The sequence below is a fragment of the Pseudoalteromonas sp. SWYJ118 genome (genome assembly GCF_015864505.1).
Lineage (GTDB): Bacteria > Pseudomonadota > Gammaproteobacteria > Enterobacterales > Alteromonadaceae > Pseudoalteromonas > Pseudoalteromonas arctica.
The window spans coordinates 19,761-36,966 of sequence record NZ_JADYXC010000004.1 but is presented as its reverse complement, the minus strand read 5'-3'; the positions used below and the strand labels follow the sequence as shown (position 1 = coordinate 36,966).

The window sequence follows — 17,206 nt, the reverse complement described above, 5'->3', positions numbered from 1 at the left end:
TCAAGTATACTGTATGAAATAACAGTATCAAGCTAATTTTTTTATTTTATCTCATATATTACACTTTTCAATGCAAATACAATAGCTTGCAGTCTAACTTGAGCCCTATCGCCGGTGAATACTTGTTTAAAGGTCAGTACTTTGTCATTAATTTGTATTCCAAACCACACAAGTCCCACAGGTTTGCCATCAGTTGCCCCGCCAGGTCCTGCAATACCCGATACAGCTATAGATATATTTGCATTTGTTGCTTTAATAGCACCTAATGCCATTTCACGCACTGTTTGTTCGCTCACAGCACCGTACTTTGCTAATGTGCTTGCACTTACATTTAGCAAATCTTGCTTTGCTTGGTTGCTGTAAGTCACAAATGCACGGTCAATATAAGCCGAGCTTCCGGGCGTATCTGTAAGGGCATAACTCACTCCGCCACCAGTACATGACTCAGCACTAGTGATCCATAAGCATTTATCCGTTAAAATAGCGCCTAATTGCGCAGCAAGTGTTTTAATCTCTTGATGTAATTCCATATTCAGCCTTTGGGTAAATACATGTCGTTTGATCTTTATGCACCACACACTATAAAACAACAAACCCCTATGATGCAGCAGTATCTAAAAATAAAATCAGAGCATCGCGATATTTTATTGTTTTATCGTATGGGCGATTTTTACGAACTCTTTTTTGATGACGCAAAACGCGCAGCTCAACTGCTCGATATTTCGCAAACACATCGCGGTAAAGCCGGCGGCGATCCTATCCCAATGGCGGGCGTGCCTTATCATGCCGTAGAAAACTACTTAGCACGCCTAGTTCAAATGGGTGAATCAGTCGCTATTTGCGAACAAGTTGGGGATCCCGCAACCAGTAAAGGCCCTGTCGATCGAAAAGTTGTTCGTATAGTTACACCCGGTACAATTTCTGACGAAGCGCTTTTACAAGAACGACAAGACAACTTACTTACTAGCGTTTGGCAAAGTAAAAAAGGCCTATATGGCATTGCATACCTTGATATTAACTCAGGTCGCTTTAACATTGTTGAAGTAAATACCGACGAAGCCTTTAGCTCAACTATTCAACGCCTATCGCCAGCAGAACTTTTGTATAGCGAAAGCTTTGAAAATTTTCATTTAATTGAGCATATAAAAGGCGCTCGTCGTCGCCCAGAGTGGGAGTTCGACTTAGATACGGCTCAGCACTTATTATGCGATCAGTTTGGTACTAAAGATTTAGTAGGTTTTGGTGTTGATAAAGCCCACAGCGCGCTTGTTGCTGCCGGTTGCCTGATGCAATACGTAAAAGATACACAGCGTATTGCACTGCCACATATTCGTGCAATTACGCTTGAGCATAACGAACACGCTGTTATTTTAGATGCCGCAACGCGTAAAAATTTAGAGCTTACCGTTAATTTATCAGGCGGGTTTGAAAACACCCTTGCTCAAGTACTTGATAAAACAGCAACACCTATGGGTTCTCGCTTACTTAAGCGCCGTATTCATACTCCGGTGCGTAACAAAGATGAGCTAAATTCTCGTTTAAATGCAATTAGCGCTATTTTAGATGTACAGCTTTGTGGTGAATTGCATGAGTCATTAAAAGACATTGGTGATGTAGAGCGTGTTATTGCACGCTTAGCTTTATGTACTGCTCGTCCCCGCGATTTAACTCGCCTGCGCAGTGCATTACAAGCACTTGCACCACTGCATACTTTGTTAGGTGATGCTAACGATCCTCGTATAGCGGGTATTATCAAAAACTCACCTGAACTCCCTGATTTACAGGAGTTATTAGAGCGCGCTGTTATTGATAACCCTCCTGTACTTATTCGTGACGGTGGCGTTATTGCCCCTGGTTACAACAGTGAACTTGATGAATGGCGTAACTTAAGTAAAGGTGCAACCGATGTACTTGATCAACTAGAGCTGCGTGAACGCGAACGCACGGGCATTAGCACGCTTAAAATTGGTTATAATCGCGTACATGGCTTTTTTATTGAAGTAAGCCGCGCCAATGCCCACTTAGTGCCAGCCGACTACATTCGTCGCCAAACGCTCAAAAATAACGAACGCTATATTATTCCTGAGCTTAAAGAGCACGAAGATAAAGTACTTGGTAGCCAATCAAAAGCCTTAGCGCTTGAAAAGCAACTATACGAAGAGCTGTTCAGATTTATCGCTCCACATATTGAACAGCTGCAAATGATGGCAGCAGCACTGGCCGATTTAGACGTGTTAAATAACTTGGCCGAACGTGCATTTGCACTCAATTATGCAAAACCAGAACTGTGCGATAACGACAATATAAGCATTAAGCAAGGTCGTCACCCTGTTGTTGAACAAGTAATGAAAGAACCGTTTATTGCTAACCCTGTTGAATTAAACAGCCAACGTAAAATGTTGATTATTACGGGTCCAAACATGGGCGGTAAATCAACCTATATGCGCCAAACAGCACTTATTGTACTAATGGCTCACATTGGCAGTTATGTACCTGCAGACAGCGCTAAAATAGGTAATATTGATCGCATATTTACACGTATTGGTGCTAGCGATGATTTAGCATCAGGTCGCTCAACCTTCATGGTAGAAATGACCGAAACAGCGACTATTTTAAATAATGCCACGGCGCAGTCTTTGGTATTAATGGATGAAATTGGTCGTGGTACAAGTACCTATGATGGGCTCTCGCTTGCGTATGCAACAGCCGATCATTTAGCGTCAAAAATATCAGCTAAAACATTGTTTGCAACGCACTACTTTGAGTTAACAGAACTTGCTGAACAAACAACAGGTCTGGTAAACGTGCACCTTGATGCAATAGAGCATAACGATACAATCGCCTTTATGCATACAGTTCTCGACGGCGCTGCAAGTAAAAGCTTTGGCTTACAAGTAGCTGCCCTTGCAGGAGTTCCTAAAGCTGTGATTGCACAAGCAAAGCAAAAACTTAAGTTACTTGAAAATCATCAAAGCGTTACTGCACCAAATACAGAGCAACAAGCCTTTACTTTTAATAACGAAATTGCACAAAGTGCCCCTTCTGAAGTAGAAGAACAATTAAGCGCAATTGACCCTGATAATTTATCGCCACGCCAAGCGCACGATTTATTATATAAACTAAAAGCATTGTTGTAATACCAACCTGCATAAATCTTTGATCAATTTAACGAATTAAATTGCACTATAACGTCGTTAGAAATTTTTTATTTAGAACAACTAGATACAAAAATTTTTGCCTAGTTCTAGCGTAATTTCCTTAACGTTAAATAGACCCCGTATATAAGCAGATTGGTATAATTTATATCATCTAATTTACAAGCATAAAAAAGCCGAAGAATAAATTCTTCGGCTTTTTAACACACATAGTCTTTTAAATTATTTAAGCTGTTACGAAAACTGATTAAACAAGCTATCTGTACTTAAACCTTCTTGTTGCAAAATGTCTTTTAGACGACGTAATGCTTCTACCTGAATTTGTCTTACACGTTCACGTGTTAAGCCTATTTCGCGGCCTACATCTTCAAGTGTAGATGGCTCGTAGCCAAGCAATCCAAATCGACGTGCTAACACTTCGCGTTGTTTAGGGTTCAATTCACCTAACCAATCTACAATGTGCTTATTAATATCATTGTTTTGTACTTCGCCTTCAGGGCCAGCACTTTTTTCATCAGGAATGATATCAAGTAAAACACTGTCGTTTTCACCACCAATCGGCATGTCTACTGATGCAATTCTTTCGTTTAAACGTAGCATTTTAGTTACGTCTTCAACGGGTCTATCTAGGCAAGCTGCAATTTCGTCAGCTGTTGGCTCATGGTCAAGTTTTTGAGTTAATTCTCGAGCTGTACGTAAATAAACATTAAGTTCTTTAACTACATGAATAGGTAAGCGAATGGTGCGAGTTTGATTCATAATGGCACGTTCAATTGTTTGACGTATCCACCATGTAGCGTAAGTTGAAAATCTAAAGCCACGCTCAGGGTCAAATTTTTCAACTGCGCGGATTAAACCTAAGTTCCCTTCTTCAATTAAATCGAGTAAAGCCAGGCCGCGGTTGTTGTAACGGCGTGCTATTTTAACAACTAAACGTAGGTTACTTTCAATCATACGTTTGCGTGAGGCTTCACAACCTCTAAGTGATTTACGAGAAAAAAACACTTCTTCTTCTGCACTAAGCAAAGGAGAAAAACCAATTTCGCCTAAATAAAGTTGGGTTGCATCAAGATTTTTAGTGACTTCTTCTTTAGCAAAAATTTCATCATCTTCTACTTTATCTAGTAGAGTTGTGCTTTCATCAGCAGCGATGTCATCGAATTTTTCGTCAGTCGTAGTGTGTGTGTCAAGTTTTGCTGCGCTAGCCATAAGCCTTCTCCCGAGCAATTATCAATACCTAAAAATTAGGGTAGGTATTTAGCAGGATTGACAGCTTGCCCTCGGTAGCGAATTTCAAAACGAAGCGCGGTGACCGGAGACTCTGAATTACCAATTTCTGCTATTTTTTGTCCTGCCTTAACCTTCTGCTTTTCTTTAACAAGTAATTTCGAGTTATGTGCATAAGCACTTAGGTAATCATCATTATGTTTCAATATGATTAAACTACCGTATCCTCGAAGAGCGTTACCCGCGTATACCACTGTTCCTTGTGCCGCAGCTAAGACTGAAGCCCCTTTGCGATTAGTAATCTGTAAACCTTTATAACCGTTTTCCTTATTAGAAAAGCGTTTGGTAATTTTGCCCTTTGCAGGCCAAGACCATTTAACTTTACTGCTCGACAAACGTTTAGTATTACTAACTTTGTTACTGGCTTGTTTCTGAACATACTCTCGTTGTTTTGGGGGATCAAGCTCTTTCTTTAATATTATGTTATTTTTTTGTGTGTTTTTTATAGACTTTTTACTCAAGTTCGTATATTTTTCATCCCTTTTAATTTTTTCAGGCTTAGGGATTAAGGAGATATTTTGCCCAGGAAAAATGGTGTAAGGTGATGGAATTGAGTTGTTTTTTGCTAGTAACCTAAAATCCTGCCCGGCACTAAAAGCGATAGAATAAAGCGTATCTCCTCTTTGCACTTTATAACTACTTCCATTAATGTTAATAGTATGACCTAAATCATTAACATTATTATTTAGGCTGCTAACAGGTGCTGGAATATGGCGAGAAGAACAACCAAAGAGAAAAATACTAATAAATATAGTCACATACAGTAAAAACTGTTTATTCATTGTATTTTTCTCCCAAATTAGACAATTGATATTTTTAACGCTTAACGCAATAAAATGTACGCTAGTGCAATTAATACCACTAATCCCCAACCAAGTATTTCAATATACTGACGTAATTTTGCTTCCATTTTAGCCCCGCCCCACTTCATTAAAGCTGAAACTAAAAAGAACCGTGCACCGCGCCCAATAGCTGATGCGAGTAAAAATGGCAAAAATGCCATTTGCAAAACACCTGCGCCAATCGTAAATACTTTATATGGTATCGGCGAAAAACCAGCTAAAAACACAACCCAAACACCGTAATCTTTAAACCAATTTAATGCGATATCAAACTTTTCTTGCCAGTGCATTTGTGCCATTAATGGCTCAACAACAGGTTCGAATAACCAAAAACCGAGTAAGTAGCCAATTATGCCACCAACAACCGACGCTATTGTGGCAAAGCTTGCAAAGCGCCATGCTTTTTTAGGTTGCGCAAGCGACATAGGTGCAAGCATTACATCGGGTGGTATTGGAAAAAAAACTGACTCTGCAAAGCTCATTGCAGCTAAATAACGTTCCGCATGACGGTGTTTTGCCCACACTAGGGCCATATCGTATAATTTGGTAAACAACTTCAAAATGAATTCCTATTCAATATCGCCAGGTACTAGCGGCACAAATCTAACGGGAGCAATAACATGCTCTTTATAATTATCGCCTTTGCGGATAACCATTATTAATTTTTGATCACTCTCACCAATTGGGGCTAATAACACGCCACCATCGGCTAACTGATCAAGTAAGTCTTGCGGTACTTTAGAGGCCGCTGCAGTCACTATAATACCATCAAACGGTGCTTGTGATTGCCAGCCTTGCCAACCATCGCCATGCTTCATGGTTACATTATATAAATCGAGTTGCTGCAACCTGCGTTTTGCCTGCCACTGAAGTGTTTTAATACGTTCTACCGAGTAAACCTTAGTAAACGTTTTAGCTAATATTGCAGTTTGATAGCCAGACCCAGTGCCAATCTCCAATACTTTATCGCGCACACCAGCTAAGCGAAGTAGCTCTGTCATGCGCGCTACTATATAAGGCTGAGAAATAGTTTGCCCTTGCCCAATAGGTAACGCTGTATTTTCATAGGCTTTGTGTTTTAACACATCATCTATAAAAATATGGCGAGGAATGTCAGCTATAGCACTGAGTACTTGTGTATCTTCAACGCCTTCACGCTTTAGTAAGTCAGATAACGCTTTTGCACTGCGAGTATAATTAGCGAGCACGATTAATCTCCAAATCGGCTAACCAGTCTCCTACGGCTTTTAAGCTATCTTTTGCTGTCATATCAACACTCAATGGCGTCACCGATGCATAGCCATTGTTAATAGCGTGAAAATCGGTCCCCTCTCCTGCATCGCTTTCAGTCCCTAGCGATCCATACCAATAAATATCACGACCCCAAGGATCGGTTTGTTTGGTCATGGTTTCGGCTTTGTGGCGAGCGCCTAGGCGTGTTACTTGCACCCCTTTTAATTCACTTAATGGAATATCTGGCACATTAATATTTATTATTTGATCTTTTGGCAGCGGGTGCGAAGCCAAGCCTTTAATAATATTTACGGTAACCGCGGCGGCTGTTTCAAAATGCTCGCCCTTATGTGAGCAAAGCGATACCGCAATTGCAGGTAAGCCTAAATGGCGACCTTCAGTTGCAGCGGCAACGGTACCAGAATAAAGCGTATCGTCGCCTAAATTGGCACCATGGTTAATGCCTGCAACAACTAGATCTGGTTTTTCACCAGCTAACTGGTTTACACCTAAATGTACGCAATCAGTAGGCGTGCCATTAACCGACATAAAACCATTTTCGAGCGTTGTAGCTCGCAGCGGGTTCATTAATGTTAAAGAATTACTAGCGCCACTACAGTTGCGGTCAGGTGCAACCAGAGTTACATCAGCAATTTGTATAAGCGCCTGATATAAAACTGCAATGCCTTTAGCATTTACGCCATCGTCGTTACTTAACAGTATCTTCATTTATGCCATTATCCTTTTCTTTGCGCTCTCGTGGGCTTGCATCTGTGTAATCCACCAGCTCACGTAATAATGCGGTTGCAAAACACCCTTTAGGCAAACCAAAACTCAGTTTTAAACTGGTTTCATCTATGGTCTCAACCGTTAAGTTTTGCGGAATTAAACGCAGCATTCTGCGCTCATTTTTAAGACCTAGCTCACCTAAACCATCACACCATGCTTGATATGGTTCGAGCCATACTTTTTCTTGATCGGTTAAGCCTTTTTCACTTTTACCTACCATAGGTGCCGACATCATAATATCGCCAGTGGCTAGTCGTTCTATGTTTTCGTCGTTAATTGCATCTTCAAAAAATGCGTTACTGCCGCTAAGCATAAATACTTCACGGTGCATTGTTTTAGCTAAACCATGTTCTTTTACACGTAGGCTTACTAACTGATTAAACACATGTGAGCGCGCCGCTGAAATAATAATACCGCGCAGTTTTCTATCGCGAATACGCTCACCGGCAAACATTTTTTCAGCCATTACTAAATTATGCCCGCCATGACCAAAACGTTGTTCGCCAAAGTAATTAGGCACACCTGCGCGCACAGCATTAATACGGCATAAAATATCAAGGGGCTTGGTTACATTACGCAGCGTAATAGTAAATTTATTACCTTTGTGGCAACCCGTACGTAATTTACGGTCGTGGCGCTGTTGCGACACAATAAAAATACTCTCGCTATTTAAATCACTAAAATCGATAGGCTTTTTAATCGGTACTTTTACGCTAAACCACTGCGAACACACACCGTGGCGATCTTTCATACCTGCGTAGCTTACGTCTCGTGGTGACACACCTGCACGTTGTGCAATTAGCTTTGCAACGTATTGCGTATTTTCGCCTTTTTTAACCACCTGCAAACACACGTGTTCGCCACTGCCGGTAAATTCTATACCTAGGTCTTCATCAACCATAAAATCTTCAGCGGTGGTTTTAAAATCAGCTTTAGAAAGCGGTGCTCCGTATAAATAATTTAAATCGCTCATGCGCTTTTTGTACTCGTAAACTCTTTACTCATAATAACCACTGCATGGCTCGAAATACCCTCTTTACGCCCTTCAAAGCCTAGCTTTTCGGTAGTAGTGGCTTTAACGTTAATTTGGCATAGGTCACAATTTAAATCGCTGGCTAAATTAGCGCGCATAGCTTGAATGTGTGGCAGCATTTTAGGCGCCTGTGCAACAATAGTTACATCGCCATTACCAAGTACATAACCTTGCTCTTTAGCCAAGCCAACTACATGGCGAAGTAAAATACGGCTGTCGATATTTTCATACTCGCTTGCCGTATCTGGGAAGTGCTTACCAATATCACCCATTGCAAGGGAGCCTAAAATAGCATCGCATAATGCATGAATAGCCACATCGCCATCTGAGTGCGCTAAAAAGCCCTGTGGATAATCAATTTTTTCACCACAAATAGTTAAAGGGCCTTCGCCGCCAAATTTATGTACGTCAAAACCATGGCCAATTCGAATCATAATGCACTCTCGTTTTGTTGTTTATGTAGTAAAAAACCAGCTAGGTCTAAATCCTCTGGCGTGGTTATTTTAATATTATCGCTGCGACCTGCTACAAGCTTTACTGGTTTGCCTGCCCATTCAATTGCGCTGGCTTCATCGGTAATAGTTACTCCACTCGCTAATGCGTTTTGAAGTGCACTTTTAAGCTCGTCATATTTAAAAAGCTGCGGGGTAAGTGCTTGCCATAAGTCATCGCGAGGTACAGTTTGTTCGCTGTACTCGTGTCCGCGTTTTATGGTGTCTTTTACTTTACTCGCTAAAATACCGCCTTCATCAGCGCGTATACATTCATCAATTAAACGCTCTATATCACTAATATTAACTAATGGGCGCGCAGCATCATGTACTAATACCCACGTAGGCGGGTTAGGTGCTAAAAAAAGTAAGCTATTGAGTACTGAATCTGCTCGCTCTTTTCCACCACTAGCTCGCACAATGCGATTATCAAGCAGTGGAAGTTCGTCAAAATAGGGGTCGCTGTCGCTGAGGGCAACAACAATAGAGCTTAATTGGGGTAATTGAGAAAGTTTAGCTAAGGTATGCTCTAAAATAGTTTTACCCGCTAATTGTATGTATTGCTTAGGCGCATTGTGCTGCATTCTACTGCCAACACCCGCTGCAGGAACAATTGCAGCAATAGTCTGTTTATTTGTCATATTGTTTGCCCGGTAAAACACGAATAAATGTTTCGTCCGGTTTAATCATTCCCAATTCGTTGCGTGCACGCTCTTCAATGCCTTCTTGGCCAAGCTTTAAATCTTCAATATCTGCTTTAAGCACTTTATTTCGTTTAATGAGCTTTTCGTTGGTTTGTTGATGCGATGCAACAGCACCTTTTAGCCGTGTGTAGTCTTGTAAACCATTATGACCAAACCATAATCTGTATTGTACAAACAGTGCTAAGCACAGTAAGCCAACTTGAAAAATACGCATTTAACACTCCTTATTTTAAATTCCAAATACCTTAACTTTCATACGCTAAGGGGCGCTTTAAATTGCGCCAATTAATACTACCCGCTAAAAGCATTTCACGTAGTGATAAAACCCGTGGCATACAACGCTTCGAAAATTGCCACTGGTGCCCACAACATGCCCCCGTTAAACTCACTTTACTTGGCTTTATTAGCTGAGCATTTTGTTGCTCGAGCCCATTACCTAAAAAATCAAACCAACCTAGCTCGTTGCAATGCAGCTTATTTTCGCCTAACTGATCAATGCTGTCTATTCTAAGGCGCACCTGATCGTAACCATGCAATATAACGGGCACTATAAGCCCCACTTTGGCATACGTTTGATAAAAAAGTTCATTAGCGTGAACATTCACATCGGGTGGAGTCGGTTTTTGCTTTTCAAGCCACGTCCCGTTTTGCGCATCCAGCGTAAAAGGCGTGTCGCCATTAGCTACTAACGTTGCCGCTCGCTCAATATAATAAGGTAGGCTTTTTAACTGGCGGCGCAATTTCTCGGCATTAGGCTCTGCAACTAATCGCTGAACCTCACGCTGATAAAACGCATTACACAATTGTGCATACAACACTTTTTGTGCATCAGTTTGCCAAATTTCAACTTGCTGCTGAGCACCAAGTGACTGATTTTTAGCGACCAATAGCTGTACTCAAAAATATTCAGGTAAATGTTTTATAACACAGTATTGAATGTTTTTTAAGCGCAGCGCACTATTTAAGCGCTTGGCTTTTCACCTAATTTTGCTTTACCTGATTCTAAAAATTGCACAACCGTATTACGCTTTTTACCAATCAATAAACTGCCATCGGCTAAAAACATAAAGTTTTGCCAATTGCGTTTAAATACATCAAACGTCGTTTCGATAATATTATCGCGCGCCATACAAAAATAAACCGTGGTATTAGCTTCCCAATCTAAAAAAGTTAAGATTGCTTCTGGTGGTTGCGCATCGCCATTTTCCCACGCATCTTGCCAATCTACTTCTTGGCTAAAGCTTTTTTCTTGGCCACACCAATCGGTGTCTTCAAAAAAATCTGGGTGATCAAACTCACGGCTCACCATGGTTGTCCAAAGTACGGCTGCACGCTCATCGCCCATAGGCTTTATTTTTGCTGCGTCTTCATCAGATACAGGTAAATCTTTGTGGCGAAAAACCCACGCCTTTTTGTAATCATCTAAAGAAATATAGTTCATAGTGTTGGCAAATTAGTTAACATTAAAAGTGCAAAGCCAAATTATACAAGAGATCAAAACATGACTACAGCAATAAAACCACTTTCCCTCAAACCAGGTATGTACCAACACTACAAAGGGCCGCAATACAAAGTTATTCACGTTGCCACCCATAGCGAAACCGAGGAACAACTTGTGATTTACCAAGCACTCTATGGTGAATTTGGAATCTGGGCACGTCCACTTAGTATGTTTTTAGAAACCGTTGAAAAAGACGGTGAGGTCATACCGCGTTTTGCCTACCTTGGACCTGCCGTTTAACTATGGCATTATAACGAAATAACTTACTCCTCAGACCAGACAAGGGTACACCGTGCAATTTAATTCTACTGACAATTACATCGCAAGCAGCTCGCTAAAACAGGCAGTAAATGCGGCCATTATGCTTGAAAAACCACTTTTAATTAAAGGCGAACCCGGCACAGGTAAAACTATGCTGGCTGAGGAGTTAGCTAAAAGCCTAGATACCACGCTTATTCAGTGGCATATAAAATCGACTACTAAAGCGCAGCAAGGCTTGTACGAGTACGATGCGGTTTCGCGCCTGCGCGACAGTCAATTAGGTGACGAGCGTGTACACAATATTGGTAACTACATTGTTAAAGGTAAGCTTTGGCAAGCATTTACTCATGCAGAACTACACGGTAAACGCCCAGTGCTTTTAATTGATGAAATAGATAAAGCCGACATAGAGTTTCCAAACGATTTACTACTTGAGCTCGATAAAATGGAGTTTCATGTTTATGAAACTAATGAGCGCATTGTCGCAAAAGAGCGCCCCATTGTGATCATCACTTCAAATAATGAAAAAGAGTTGCCAGACGCATTTTTACGCCGCTGCTTTTTTCACTATATTGATTTTCCTAGCAGCGATGAAATGCAGCAGATTATTGACGTGCACTACCCTAACGTTAAGCAAGATTTAGTACGCCAAGCACTCGAAGTGTTTTTTAACCTGCGTGACGCAAACGGCCTTAAAAAGAAGCCATCCACCAGCGAATTACTCGATTGGCTTAAATTACTAATGGCTGAAGACATTGACGCTAAAACACTGCACGATAAAGCTAAAAAAGGTGGCTTAATGCCCATGTTTGGCGCATTACTTAAAAATGAGCAAGATATAAGCCTAATCGAAAAACTCGCGTTTATGAGCCGCTAGGGCCTGTTGACCTTTCAGGATTAAATTTGTTCTAACTAGGGACGATTTAATCGTGGCGCGAGGTTTGTAACCTAGTGGGCTAAGTAAAAGCCGAGCAACAAAGAGTTAATCGTCCCTAGGACGAACCTTCGGGCAGCGCGTGTTTGGTATTTATGCTGTGTTATCGCCTATTTATGGGGAATAACCACACTACATAGGCTCTGCCTTACCTAAATACTAAACACACTGCTGCAAATTTAACCTCGAAAGATAAACAGGCCCTTATATGTTGATTGCATTTTTTTTCAAACTACGGGAATACCGCTTACCAGCCAGTTTGCGCGAGTTACTCGATTTAATTAACGCCTTAAAAAAAGGCGTTATATTTGCCGACGTAGACGCCTTTTACCATTTAGCACGCACCATAATGGTAAAAGACGAAACGCACTTTGACCGATTCGACAAAGCCTTTAGCGACTACTTTAGTGGGATTGCCGACCTTGATTTGCTCGAGAGCTTAAAGCAACAACACAACTTGCCGGAAGATTGGCTACGTAAAGAGTTTGAAAAAAATCTAAGCGATGAAGAAAAAGCCCAACTTAAAGCTATGGGCGGACTCGACGAGCTTATGAAAACCCTAAAAGAGCGTTTAGAAGAGCAACAAAAACGCCACGCTGGCGGCAATAAATGGGTGGGCACTGGCGGTACATCACCTTTTGGTGCGTATGGCTACAACCCAGAAGGCGTGCGTATAGGGCAAGACGGCAACCGTAATCGCCAAGCGGTAAAAGTGTGGGATAAACGAGAATATAAAAATCTTGATACCGATCGCGAAATTGGCTCGCGTACTATTAAACTCGCCCTTAAAAAGCTGCGTAAATTTGCCCGCACTGGCGCAAGCGACACACTGGATTTAAACGAGACTATTCGCGCTACTGCAAAACAGGGTGGCATGCTTGATGTAAAAATGGCACCCGAGCGCCACAATGCCGTAAAAGTATTGATGCTGTTTGATATTGGCGGCTCAATGGATGACTACATTCATACCTGCGAAGAGCTATTTAGCGCCGCCCACAGCGAATTTAAACACCTAGAGTTTTACTACTTTCATAACTGCTTGTATGAGCACGTGTGGCAAGATAACGCGCGCCGCCATTCAAACGTAATAGACACCATGACGCTGATTAATAAATTTACTAGCGACTATAAAGTCATATTTGTTGGCGATGCCACTATGGGACCGTACGAAATAGCCTACCCTGGCGGCTCAGTAGAGCACTACAACGAAGAGCCCGGCAGTGTATGGTTATCACGAGTCACCAACCACTTTGATAAAGTCGCTTGGCTCAACCCACAACCCGTTGAACACTGGCCGTACTATCAATCAATTGGCTTTATAAAAGAGCTAATGAACGACCGCATGTATGCGCTGAGCTTAGATGGAATAAGTAGAGCGATAAAAGAGCTGAGTTAAAATGAATAATAGGAATATATTAAAATTAGTTTTGTTTGCATCACTTATAATAAATATGGTTTTTATTACTATCTTTATAAGTGACTCTAAAAAGGACAAAAGCATTTATTTATTAGCAAGCAATGTTGAAGCTAAATGCTTGAATGACTGGAAGTCACAAGACTCTAGGGTACCTTTTATTACCTCTCATCAAATTTTAGGGCCAGATCCTTTTACTGAATATAACCTTTTAGAGCTGAGAGGTTATGATCAGTCAACATCTTTCACATACGAATTTTCAGCATGTTTTAAAGATAAATTTTCTACAGTAAGAACAATTGCAGAGATGAAATATGCTATTGATTTCATGGGTAAGCAATCAAAAAATGTTGGATTTTATAAATTACCAAATTCTGATGAAATTGTTGTTTACTCAAATGAGTAACAATTAAACTAGATTGGCTAAACTCATAACTCGTTGAGCATTAGCTGTACTATCAATCAATTGGCTTTATAAAAAAGCTAATGAACAACCGCATGTATGCGTTGAGTTTAGATGGGATAAGTAGAGCGCTAAAAGAGCTGAGTTAGATGCGAACTAACGACAGTTCAGTTCCTGCAGCGAACCTTCTAAGCGTGTATCTGAAACTCTGTTGGGTGGCGCCTTCGGCTTAACCAACCTACCTTTTGACGTAGGTCGGATAAGTAGTGAAGCCACGCCATCCGACAAAAATAATGAATTAACTAGAAACAACCCGACTTACCCCTTTATCAATCAATTGATTTTATAAAGCAGCTGATGGATAACAGAATGTACCCGCTGAGTTAAATGTTGATTTACGACGGCTCAGTGCCATGAATAGGCTTTAGTAACGCTTTCCAATTTTTATCCATCAACTTATTAATGAACTTTTTAATTGGAAAATTCATCTATATCAGTCAATTTTTTATATTGTTCTTCTATTTCTTTAATGGATAAATAATGATTAACGTATCTGTTTTCTTTTCGTTTGTACTGAACATATATCACAGGACTTTTTAGGTCACCTTTCGAATCACTAAATTCAACCATTTCAACTTCATTACAGTCAGGTTCTCTTCGGACTATTTCTGCAGCTTTAGTTAAGTACTTAATAAAAGGTTTGTATTTTTCATTGACATACTCAGGAGTAATCGCATAGTCAGCAATAGGAGCAACTGAGTATTTATACTTGTTTGCATTCTCATAAGGGTCATTAAAAGTGACAAACGAAAAGTCATAGCTTTTAGACTTTAATACAACTTGGTTGTATTTAATGCCTCGGCCTTTGAGCTTTTCCATTAAATCATTTTTTTCTTCATCAGACATACGCAAACCAAAATAGATAGATTTTACAGCACGATAATCGTAATTATGCTTCCCTGAAATTGATGTAATTACCCTTATTTCCTTTTCGTAGCCCCAAGCTTTAGACTTTGTACCCAGCATTTTTAGTAAAATTTTATTCTGTTCATTTGTATCAATATCTGAAATGCTTATTTTTTGCGGTGAGTCTTCATATTTAACAGCTAAGTATCTATAGTCATTTTTTTCGTATTCCATTAATTTATCTAAATCATATTCAACACAAAAACCAGTATGGTTACATGCATAATGTGCCCATAACAACTCATCTAGAGGTGTTTGACTTAGAGAATATATACCTGACTTGTCAACAAAGCCTAATAGCTCCTTTAATACTATTTTGACATTCTCTAATGCGTTAGCCGTGCCACTATCTCCTCTAGCAAAGACTTTAAAAATAGTGTCCAGTTCAGAATTAACATTTTGATCCTCAAAAAAACCTTCACATGGATCATTTAAGCTTGTTCTCGTAGGAGCCCAAAAGTAATTTTCAGAGAGAGACTCTAAATCCCTCTCAAACTCCCCACCGCGATATTTATATACCCTCACAAACTTTCCTTAGCGAATAAAACAATAATTTGCAATTTAAATATGTAATTCATGGAAAAGCCTTAATCACTTACTTAGAGTTGTTTTATAAAGCTCTACAACTCAGCTATATGATTCAATGTCTCAAGATGACGCTGCAAAAGCTTTAACAATGTTATCGCTTGCCCATTTGGTGCGCTGCGTCCTTGTTCCCAATTTTCGAGCGTTCTTGCTGGTGTAAGCTGGATGTTTCTCGAATATTTACTATTTCATCAGGGGAGATAACAAGATCGTTAATATCATTTACTAAATGAGTACCTAACGTTAGCTTTCCTTGTGAATGCGCTTTAGCGTCCACAAGTGCTGTCGTTAATTCTGAAAATAAATCACGTTTGCTCATTGCGCCATACCTCTAAAAGCTATCTTAATAGTCTTGATATCATGCAGCAATATTTGTTATTACTTGCTAATAAACTTACACATTCCTAATCCTAAAACATCGCCATCGCGTTTTACATAACCATATTGTGTATAAAAACTCTCTTTTCCATGAGCACTTAATAAAGCTATTGTCGCGCCATTAGAGCAGGTGCTGCTTAGGTAGTTTTCAATGTGGGCCATAACTAAATGACCTATGCCTTGTTTTTGATAGCTTGGCGCAACAATTACATCTTGAATATAAAAATACATTGCCCCATCACCGATTATTCTACCAGTACCTATCAACTTATCGATGTGGTACACGGCAACCCAAAACAATGAATTTTCAATGCTTACTTTTAATGTTTTATCGTCAGGGTTTTGCCACTTTGCTTGTGCGCGTAAATTAGCAAATTCATCCAGTGCTGGGGCTTCAAGTTCAACTTTATAAGCCATAATATCTCTTACTCACTTTTAAAGCACTTTACTCATAAACAAGCTGTACGGGTCTAGCTCATAATCACCAAACGGCTCACACTCTTTAAAACCAAATTGAGCATAAAGCTTTTGTGCCGGTAAAAATGCCTCTGCGGTGCCGGTCTCTAAACTTAGTGTTTTATAACCACGCAGTGTGGATTGCTCAATAATATGCGTGAGTAACTTAGCCGCTATGCCTTGGCGTAAATAGTTGCTTGATGTGCGCATTGATTTAATTTCGCCATGCGTTGTATTTAGTGCTTTTAAAGCGCCAACACCCGCTAAATTATTATCAATCCATAAGCTATAAAAAGTTATGTCGGGCTGAGTGAGTTTACTTACATCCAGTGCATGCACGCTCTCGACGGGTGAGTGCTTTAGCATATCGTTATGATGCGCTTGTAGTAGTTTTATAACTTCAGGGTTTGAAAGTTCACCTGTTCTAATATCCATTTATACCTCGTTTAATCCTAGAATTTAATGCTTTAAGGCTTTAGGGCTTTAGGGCTTTAATTAAAACCCTAAAGTAAGGGGTTATATTTAGGCTGCTAGCTCCCACACTATAAACGCTACTGCAAAACCTACTAAATACACTAGTCCTAACCACGTTAAGCTACGTAATAACACGCTGTGTTTTATTGCTAAATCAAACTAGACATCCACCTTAATTAAACAAACAAAGCTATCTCAATTAAGATAGGTGTTGTCTTAATTTTTTTACCTCGCGAGTAGTAAAAAAAAAAACCAAAACCGCGGCTTAAAGCCGCGCCTACAAATATATCCCCAATCCTG

At 40.2% G+C, this 17,206-nt stretch carries 20 protein-coding genes and 1 pseudogene; 5 read left to right on the top strand and 16 right to left on the bottom strand.

Annotated features, from left to right (window positions below):
• Nucleotides 1-41: 41 nt before the first annotated feature.
• Nucleotides 42-530 carry a CinA family protein gene (locus tag I6F48_RS06240; protein WP_197119075.1) on the bottom strand — a complete coding sequence of 163 codons (489 nt, stop codon included), beginning with the start codon at nt 528-530 and terminating at the stop codon, nt 42-44.
• Nucleotides 531-551: 21 nt separating this feature from the next.
• On the opposite strand from I6F48_RS06240, the gene mutS reads away from it, so the two are divergent.
• The gene (gene mutS / locus I6F48_RS06235) at nt 552-3,137 is read left to right on the top strand and encodes a DNA mismatch repair protein MutS (protein WP_197119074.1); all 2,586 of its coding nucleotides are present in this window, start codon (nt 552-554) and stop codon (nt 3,135-3,137) included.
• A gap of 252 nt (nt 3,138-3,389) precedes the next feature.
• Here mutS and rpoS read toward each other — a convergent pair whose 3' ends face one another.
• From rpoS to I6F48_RS06180, 11 genes are all read right to left on the bottom strand, one after another.
• Nucleotides 3,390-4,364 carry an RNA polymerase sigma factor RpoS gene (gene rpoS / locus I6F48_RS06230; protein ID WP_149594147.1) on the bottom strand — a complete coding sequence of 325 codons (975 nt, stop codon included), beginning with the start codon at nt 4,362-4,364 and terminating at the stop codon, nt 3,390-3,392.
• Nucleotides 4,365-4,399: 35 nt separating this feature from the next.
• Complete coding sequence (locus tag I6F48_RS06225) at nt 4,400-5,224, bottom strand: peptidoglycan DD-metalloendopeptidase family protein (protein ID WP_165728453.1); 825 nt, start codon at nt 5,222-5,224, stop codon at nt 4,400-4,402.
• A 41-nt stretch (nt 5,225-5,265) separates the two neighbouring features.
• Complete coding sequence (locus I6F48_RS06220) at nt 5,266-5,844, bottom strand: YqaA family protein (RefSeq protein WP_166420172.1); 579 nt, start codon at nt 5,842-5,844, stop codon at nt 5,266-5,268.
• Nucleotides 5,845-5,853: 9 nt separating this feature from the next.
• Entirely contained in the window at nt 5,854-6,492 is a 639-nt protein-coding gene (locus I6F48_RS06215; RefSeq protein WP_165728451.1) for a protein-L-isoaspartate(D-aspartate) O-methyltransferase, read from the bottom strand.
• Nucleotides 6,482-7,246, bottom strand: coding sequence for a 5'/3'-nucleotidase SurE (surE, locus tag I6F48_RS06210; RefSeq protein WP_197119073.1), 765 nt, complete (start codon nt 7,244-7,246; stop codon nt 6,482-6,484). The genes I6F48_RS06215 and surE overlap by 11 nt, the downstream gene beginning before the upstream one ends.
• Nucleotides 7,227-8,279: a tRNA pseudouridine(13) synthase TruD gene (truD, locus tag I6F48_RS06205; RefSeq protein ID WP_197119072.1), complete on the bottom strand. Its 1,053-nt coding sequence runs from the start codon at nt 8,277-8,279 to the stop codon at nt 7,227-7,229. Before truD ends, surE begins: the two co-directional genes overlap by 20 nt.
• Nucleotides 8,276-8,773 carry a 2-C-methyl-D-erythritol 2,4-cyclodiphosphate synthase gene (ispF, locus tag I6F48_RS06200; RefSeq protein ID WP_197119071.1) on the bottom strand — a complete coding sequence of 166 codons (498 nt, stop codon included), beginning with the start codon at nt 8,771-8,773 and terminating at the stop codon, nt 8,276-8,278. Before ispF ends, truD begins: the two co-directional genes overlap by 4 nt.
• Complete coding sequence (gene ispD, locus I6F48_RS06195) at nt 8,770-9,471, bottom strand: 2-C-methyl-D-erythritol 4-phosphate cytidylyltransferase (protein WP_197119070.1); 702 nt, start codon at nt 9,469-9,471, stop codon at nt 8,770-8,772. The genes ispF and ispD overlap by 4 nt, the downstream gene beginning before the upstream one ends.
• On the bottom strand, nt 9,461-9,748 hold the full coding sequence (gene ftsB, locus I6F48_RS06190; RefSeq protein ID WP_165728446.1) for a cell division protein FtsB: 288 nt from the start codon (nt 9,746-9,748) through the stop codon (nt 9,461-9,463). The genes ispD and ftsB overlap by 11 nt, the downstream gene beginning before the upstream one ends.
• 31 nt (nt 9,749-9,779) lie before the next feature.
• Nucleotides 9,780-10,421, bottom strand: a complete 642-nt coding sequence (locus I6F48_RS06185) for a hypothetical protein (protein ID WP_197119069.1) — start codon at nt 10,419-10,421, stop codon at nt 9,780-9,782.
• A 74-nt stretch (nt 10,422-10,495) separates the two neighbouring features.
• Nucleotides 10,496-10,975: a DUF2947 domain-containing protein gene (locus I6F48_RS06180; RefSeq protein WP_165740820.1), complete on the bottom strand. Its 480-nt coding sequence runs from the start codon at nt 10,973-10,975 to the stop codon at nt 10,496-10,498.
• 60 nt (nt 10,976-11,035) lie between these two features.
• On the opposite strand from I6F48_RS06180, the gene I6F48_RS06175 reads away from it, so the two are divergent.
• From I6F48_RS06175 to I6F48_RS06160, 4 genes are all read left to right on the top strand, one after another.
• On the top strand, nt 11,036-11,275 hold the full coding sequence (locus tag I6F48_RS06175) for a DUF1653 domain-containing protein (RefSeq protein ID WP_166420176.1): 240 nt from the start codon (nt 11,036-11,038) through the stop codon (nt 11,273-11,275).
• A gap of 52 nt (nt 11,276-11,327) precedes the next feature.
• Nucleotides 11,328-12,173, top strand: coding sequence for an AAA family ATPase (locus tag I6F48_RS06170; protein WP_197119068.1), 846 nt, complete (start codon nt 11,328-11,330; stop codon nt 12,171-12,173).
• Between the two features lie 265 nt (nt 12,174-12,438).
• The gene (locus I6F48_RS06165) at nt 12,439-13,626 is read left to right on the top strand and encodes a vWA domain-containing protein (protein ID WP_197119067.1); all 1,188 of its coding nucleotides are present in this window, start codon (nt 12,439-12,441) and stop codon (nt 13,624-13,626) included.
• A 1-nt stretch (nt 13,627) separates the two neighbouring features.
• Nucleotides 13,628-14,050, top strand: coding sequence for a hypothetical protein (locus tag I6F48_RS06160; RefSeq protein ID WP_197119066.1), 423 nt, complete (start codon nt 13,628-13,630; stop codon nt 14,048-14,050).
• Between the two features lie 468 nt (nt 14,051-14,518).
• Here I6F48_RS06160 and I6F48_RS06155 read toward each other — a convergent pair whose 3' ends face one another.
• The 4 genes and pseudogenes from I6F48_RS06155 to I6F48_RS06140 form a co-directional block, all read right to left on the bottom strand.
• Entirely contained in the window at nt 14,519-15,538 is a 1,020-nt protein-coding gene (locus tag I6F48_RS06155) for a DUF2971 domain-containing protein (RefSeq protein ID WP_197119065.1), read from the bottom strand.
• Nucleotides 15,539-15,633: 95 nt separating this feature from the next.
• Nucleotides 15,634-15,917 (bottom strand): annotated as a pseudogene (locus tag I6F48_RS06150) (helix-turn-helix domain-containing protein).
• A gap of 59 nt (nt 15,918-15,976) precedes the next feature.
• Entirely contained in the window at nt 15,977-16,393 is a 417-nt protein-coding gene (locus I6F48_RS06145) for a GNAT family N-acetyltransferase (protein ID WP_197119064.1), read from the bottom strand.
• Nucleotides 16,394-16,411: 18 nt separating this feature from the next.
• The gene (locus I6F48_RS06140; RefSeq protein ID WP_197119063.1) at nt 16,412-16,867 is read right to left on the bottom strand and encodes a GNAT family N-acetyltransferase; all 456 of its coding nucleotides are present in this window, start codon (nt 16,865-16,867) and stop codon (nt 16,412-16,414) included.
• Nucleotides 16,868-17,206 lie beyond the last annotated feature (339 nt).

Coding starts and splice junctions, on each gene's coding strand:
- I6F48_RS06240 (WP_197119075.1), bottom strand. CDS start 530: ATGGAATTACATCAAGAGATTAAAACACTTGCTGCGCAATTAGGCGCT.
- mutS (WP_197119074.1), top strand. CDS start 552: ATGTCGTTTGATCTTTATGCACCACACACTATAAAACAACAAACCCCT.
- rpoS (WP_149594147.1), bottom strand. CDS start 4,364: ATGGCTAGCGCAGCAAAACTTGACACACACACTACGACTGACGAAAAA.
- I6F48_RS06225 (WP_165728453.1), bottom strand. CDS start 5,224: ATGAATAAACAGTTTTTACTGTATGTGACTATATTTATTAGTATTTTT.
- surE (WP_197119073.1), bottom strand. CDS start 7,246: ATGAAGATACTGTTAAGTAACGACGATGGCGTAAATGCTAAAGGCATT.
- truD (WP_197119072.1), bottom strand. CDS start 8,279: ATGAGCGATTTAAATTATTTATACGGAGCACCGCTTTCTAAAGCTGAT.
- ispF (WP_197119071.1), bottom strand. CDS start 8,773: ATGATTCGAATTGGCCATGGTTTTGACGTACATAAATTTGGCGGCGAA.
- ispD (WP_197119070.1), bottom strand. CDS start 9,471: ATGACAAATAAACAGACTATTGCTGCAATTGTTCCTGCAGCGGGTGTT.
- ftsB (WP_165728446.1), bottom strand. CDS start 9,748: ATGCGTATTTTTCAAGTTGGCTTACTGTGCTTAGCACTGTTTGTACAA.
- I6F48_RS06180 (WP_165740820.1), bottom strand. CDS start 10,975: ATGAACTATATTTCTTTAGATGATTACAAAAAGGCGTGGGTTTTTCGC.
- I6F48_RS06175 (WP_166420176.1), top strand. CDS start 11,036: ATGACTACAGCAATAAAACCACTTTCCCTCAAACCAGGTATGTACCAA.
- I6F48_RS06165 (WP_197119067.1), top strand. CDS start 12,439: ATGTTGATTGCATTTTTTTTCAAACTACGGGAATACCGCTTACCAGCC.
- I6F48_RS06160 (WP_197119066.1), top strand. CDS start 13,628: ATGAATAATAGGAATATATTAAAATTAGTTTTGTTTGCATCACTTATA.
- I6F48_RS06145 (WP_197119064.1), bottom strand. CDS start 16,393: ATGGCTTATAAAGTTGAACTTGAAGCCCCAGCACTGGATGAATTTGCT.
- I6F48_RS06140 (WP_197119063.1), bottom strand. CDS start 16,867: ATGGATATTAGAACAGGTGAACTTTCAAACCCTGAAGTTATAAAACTA.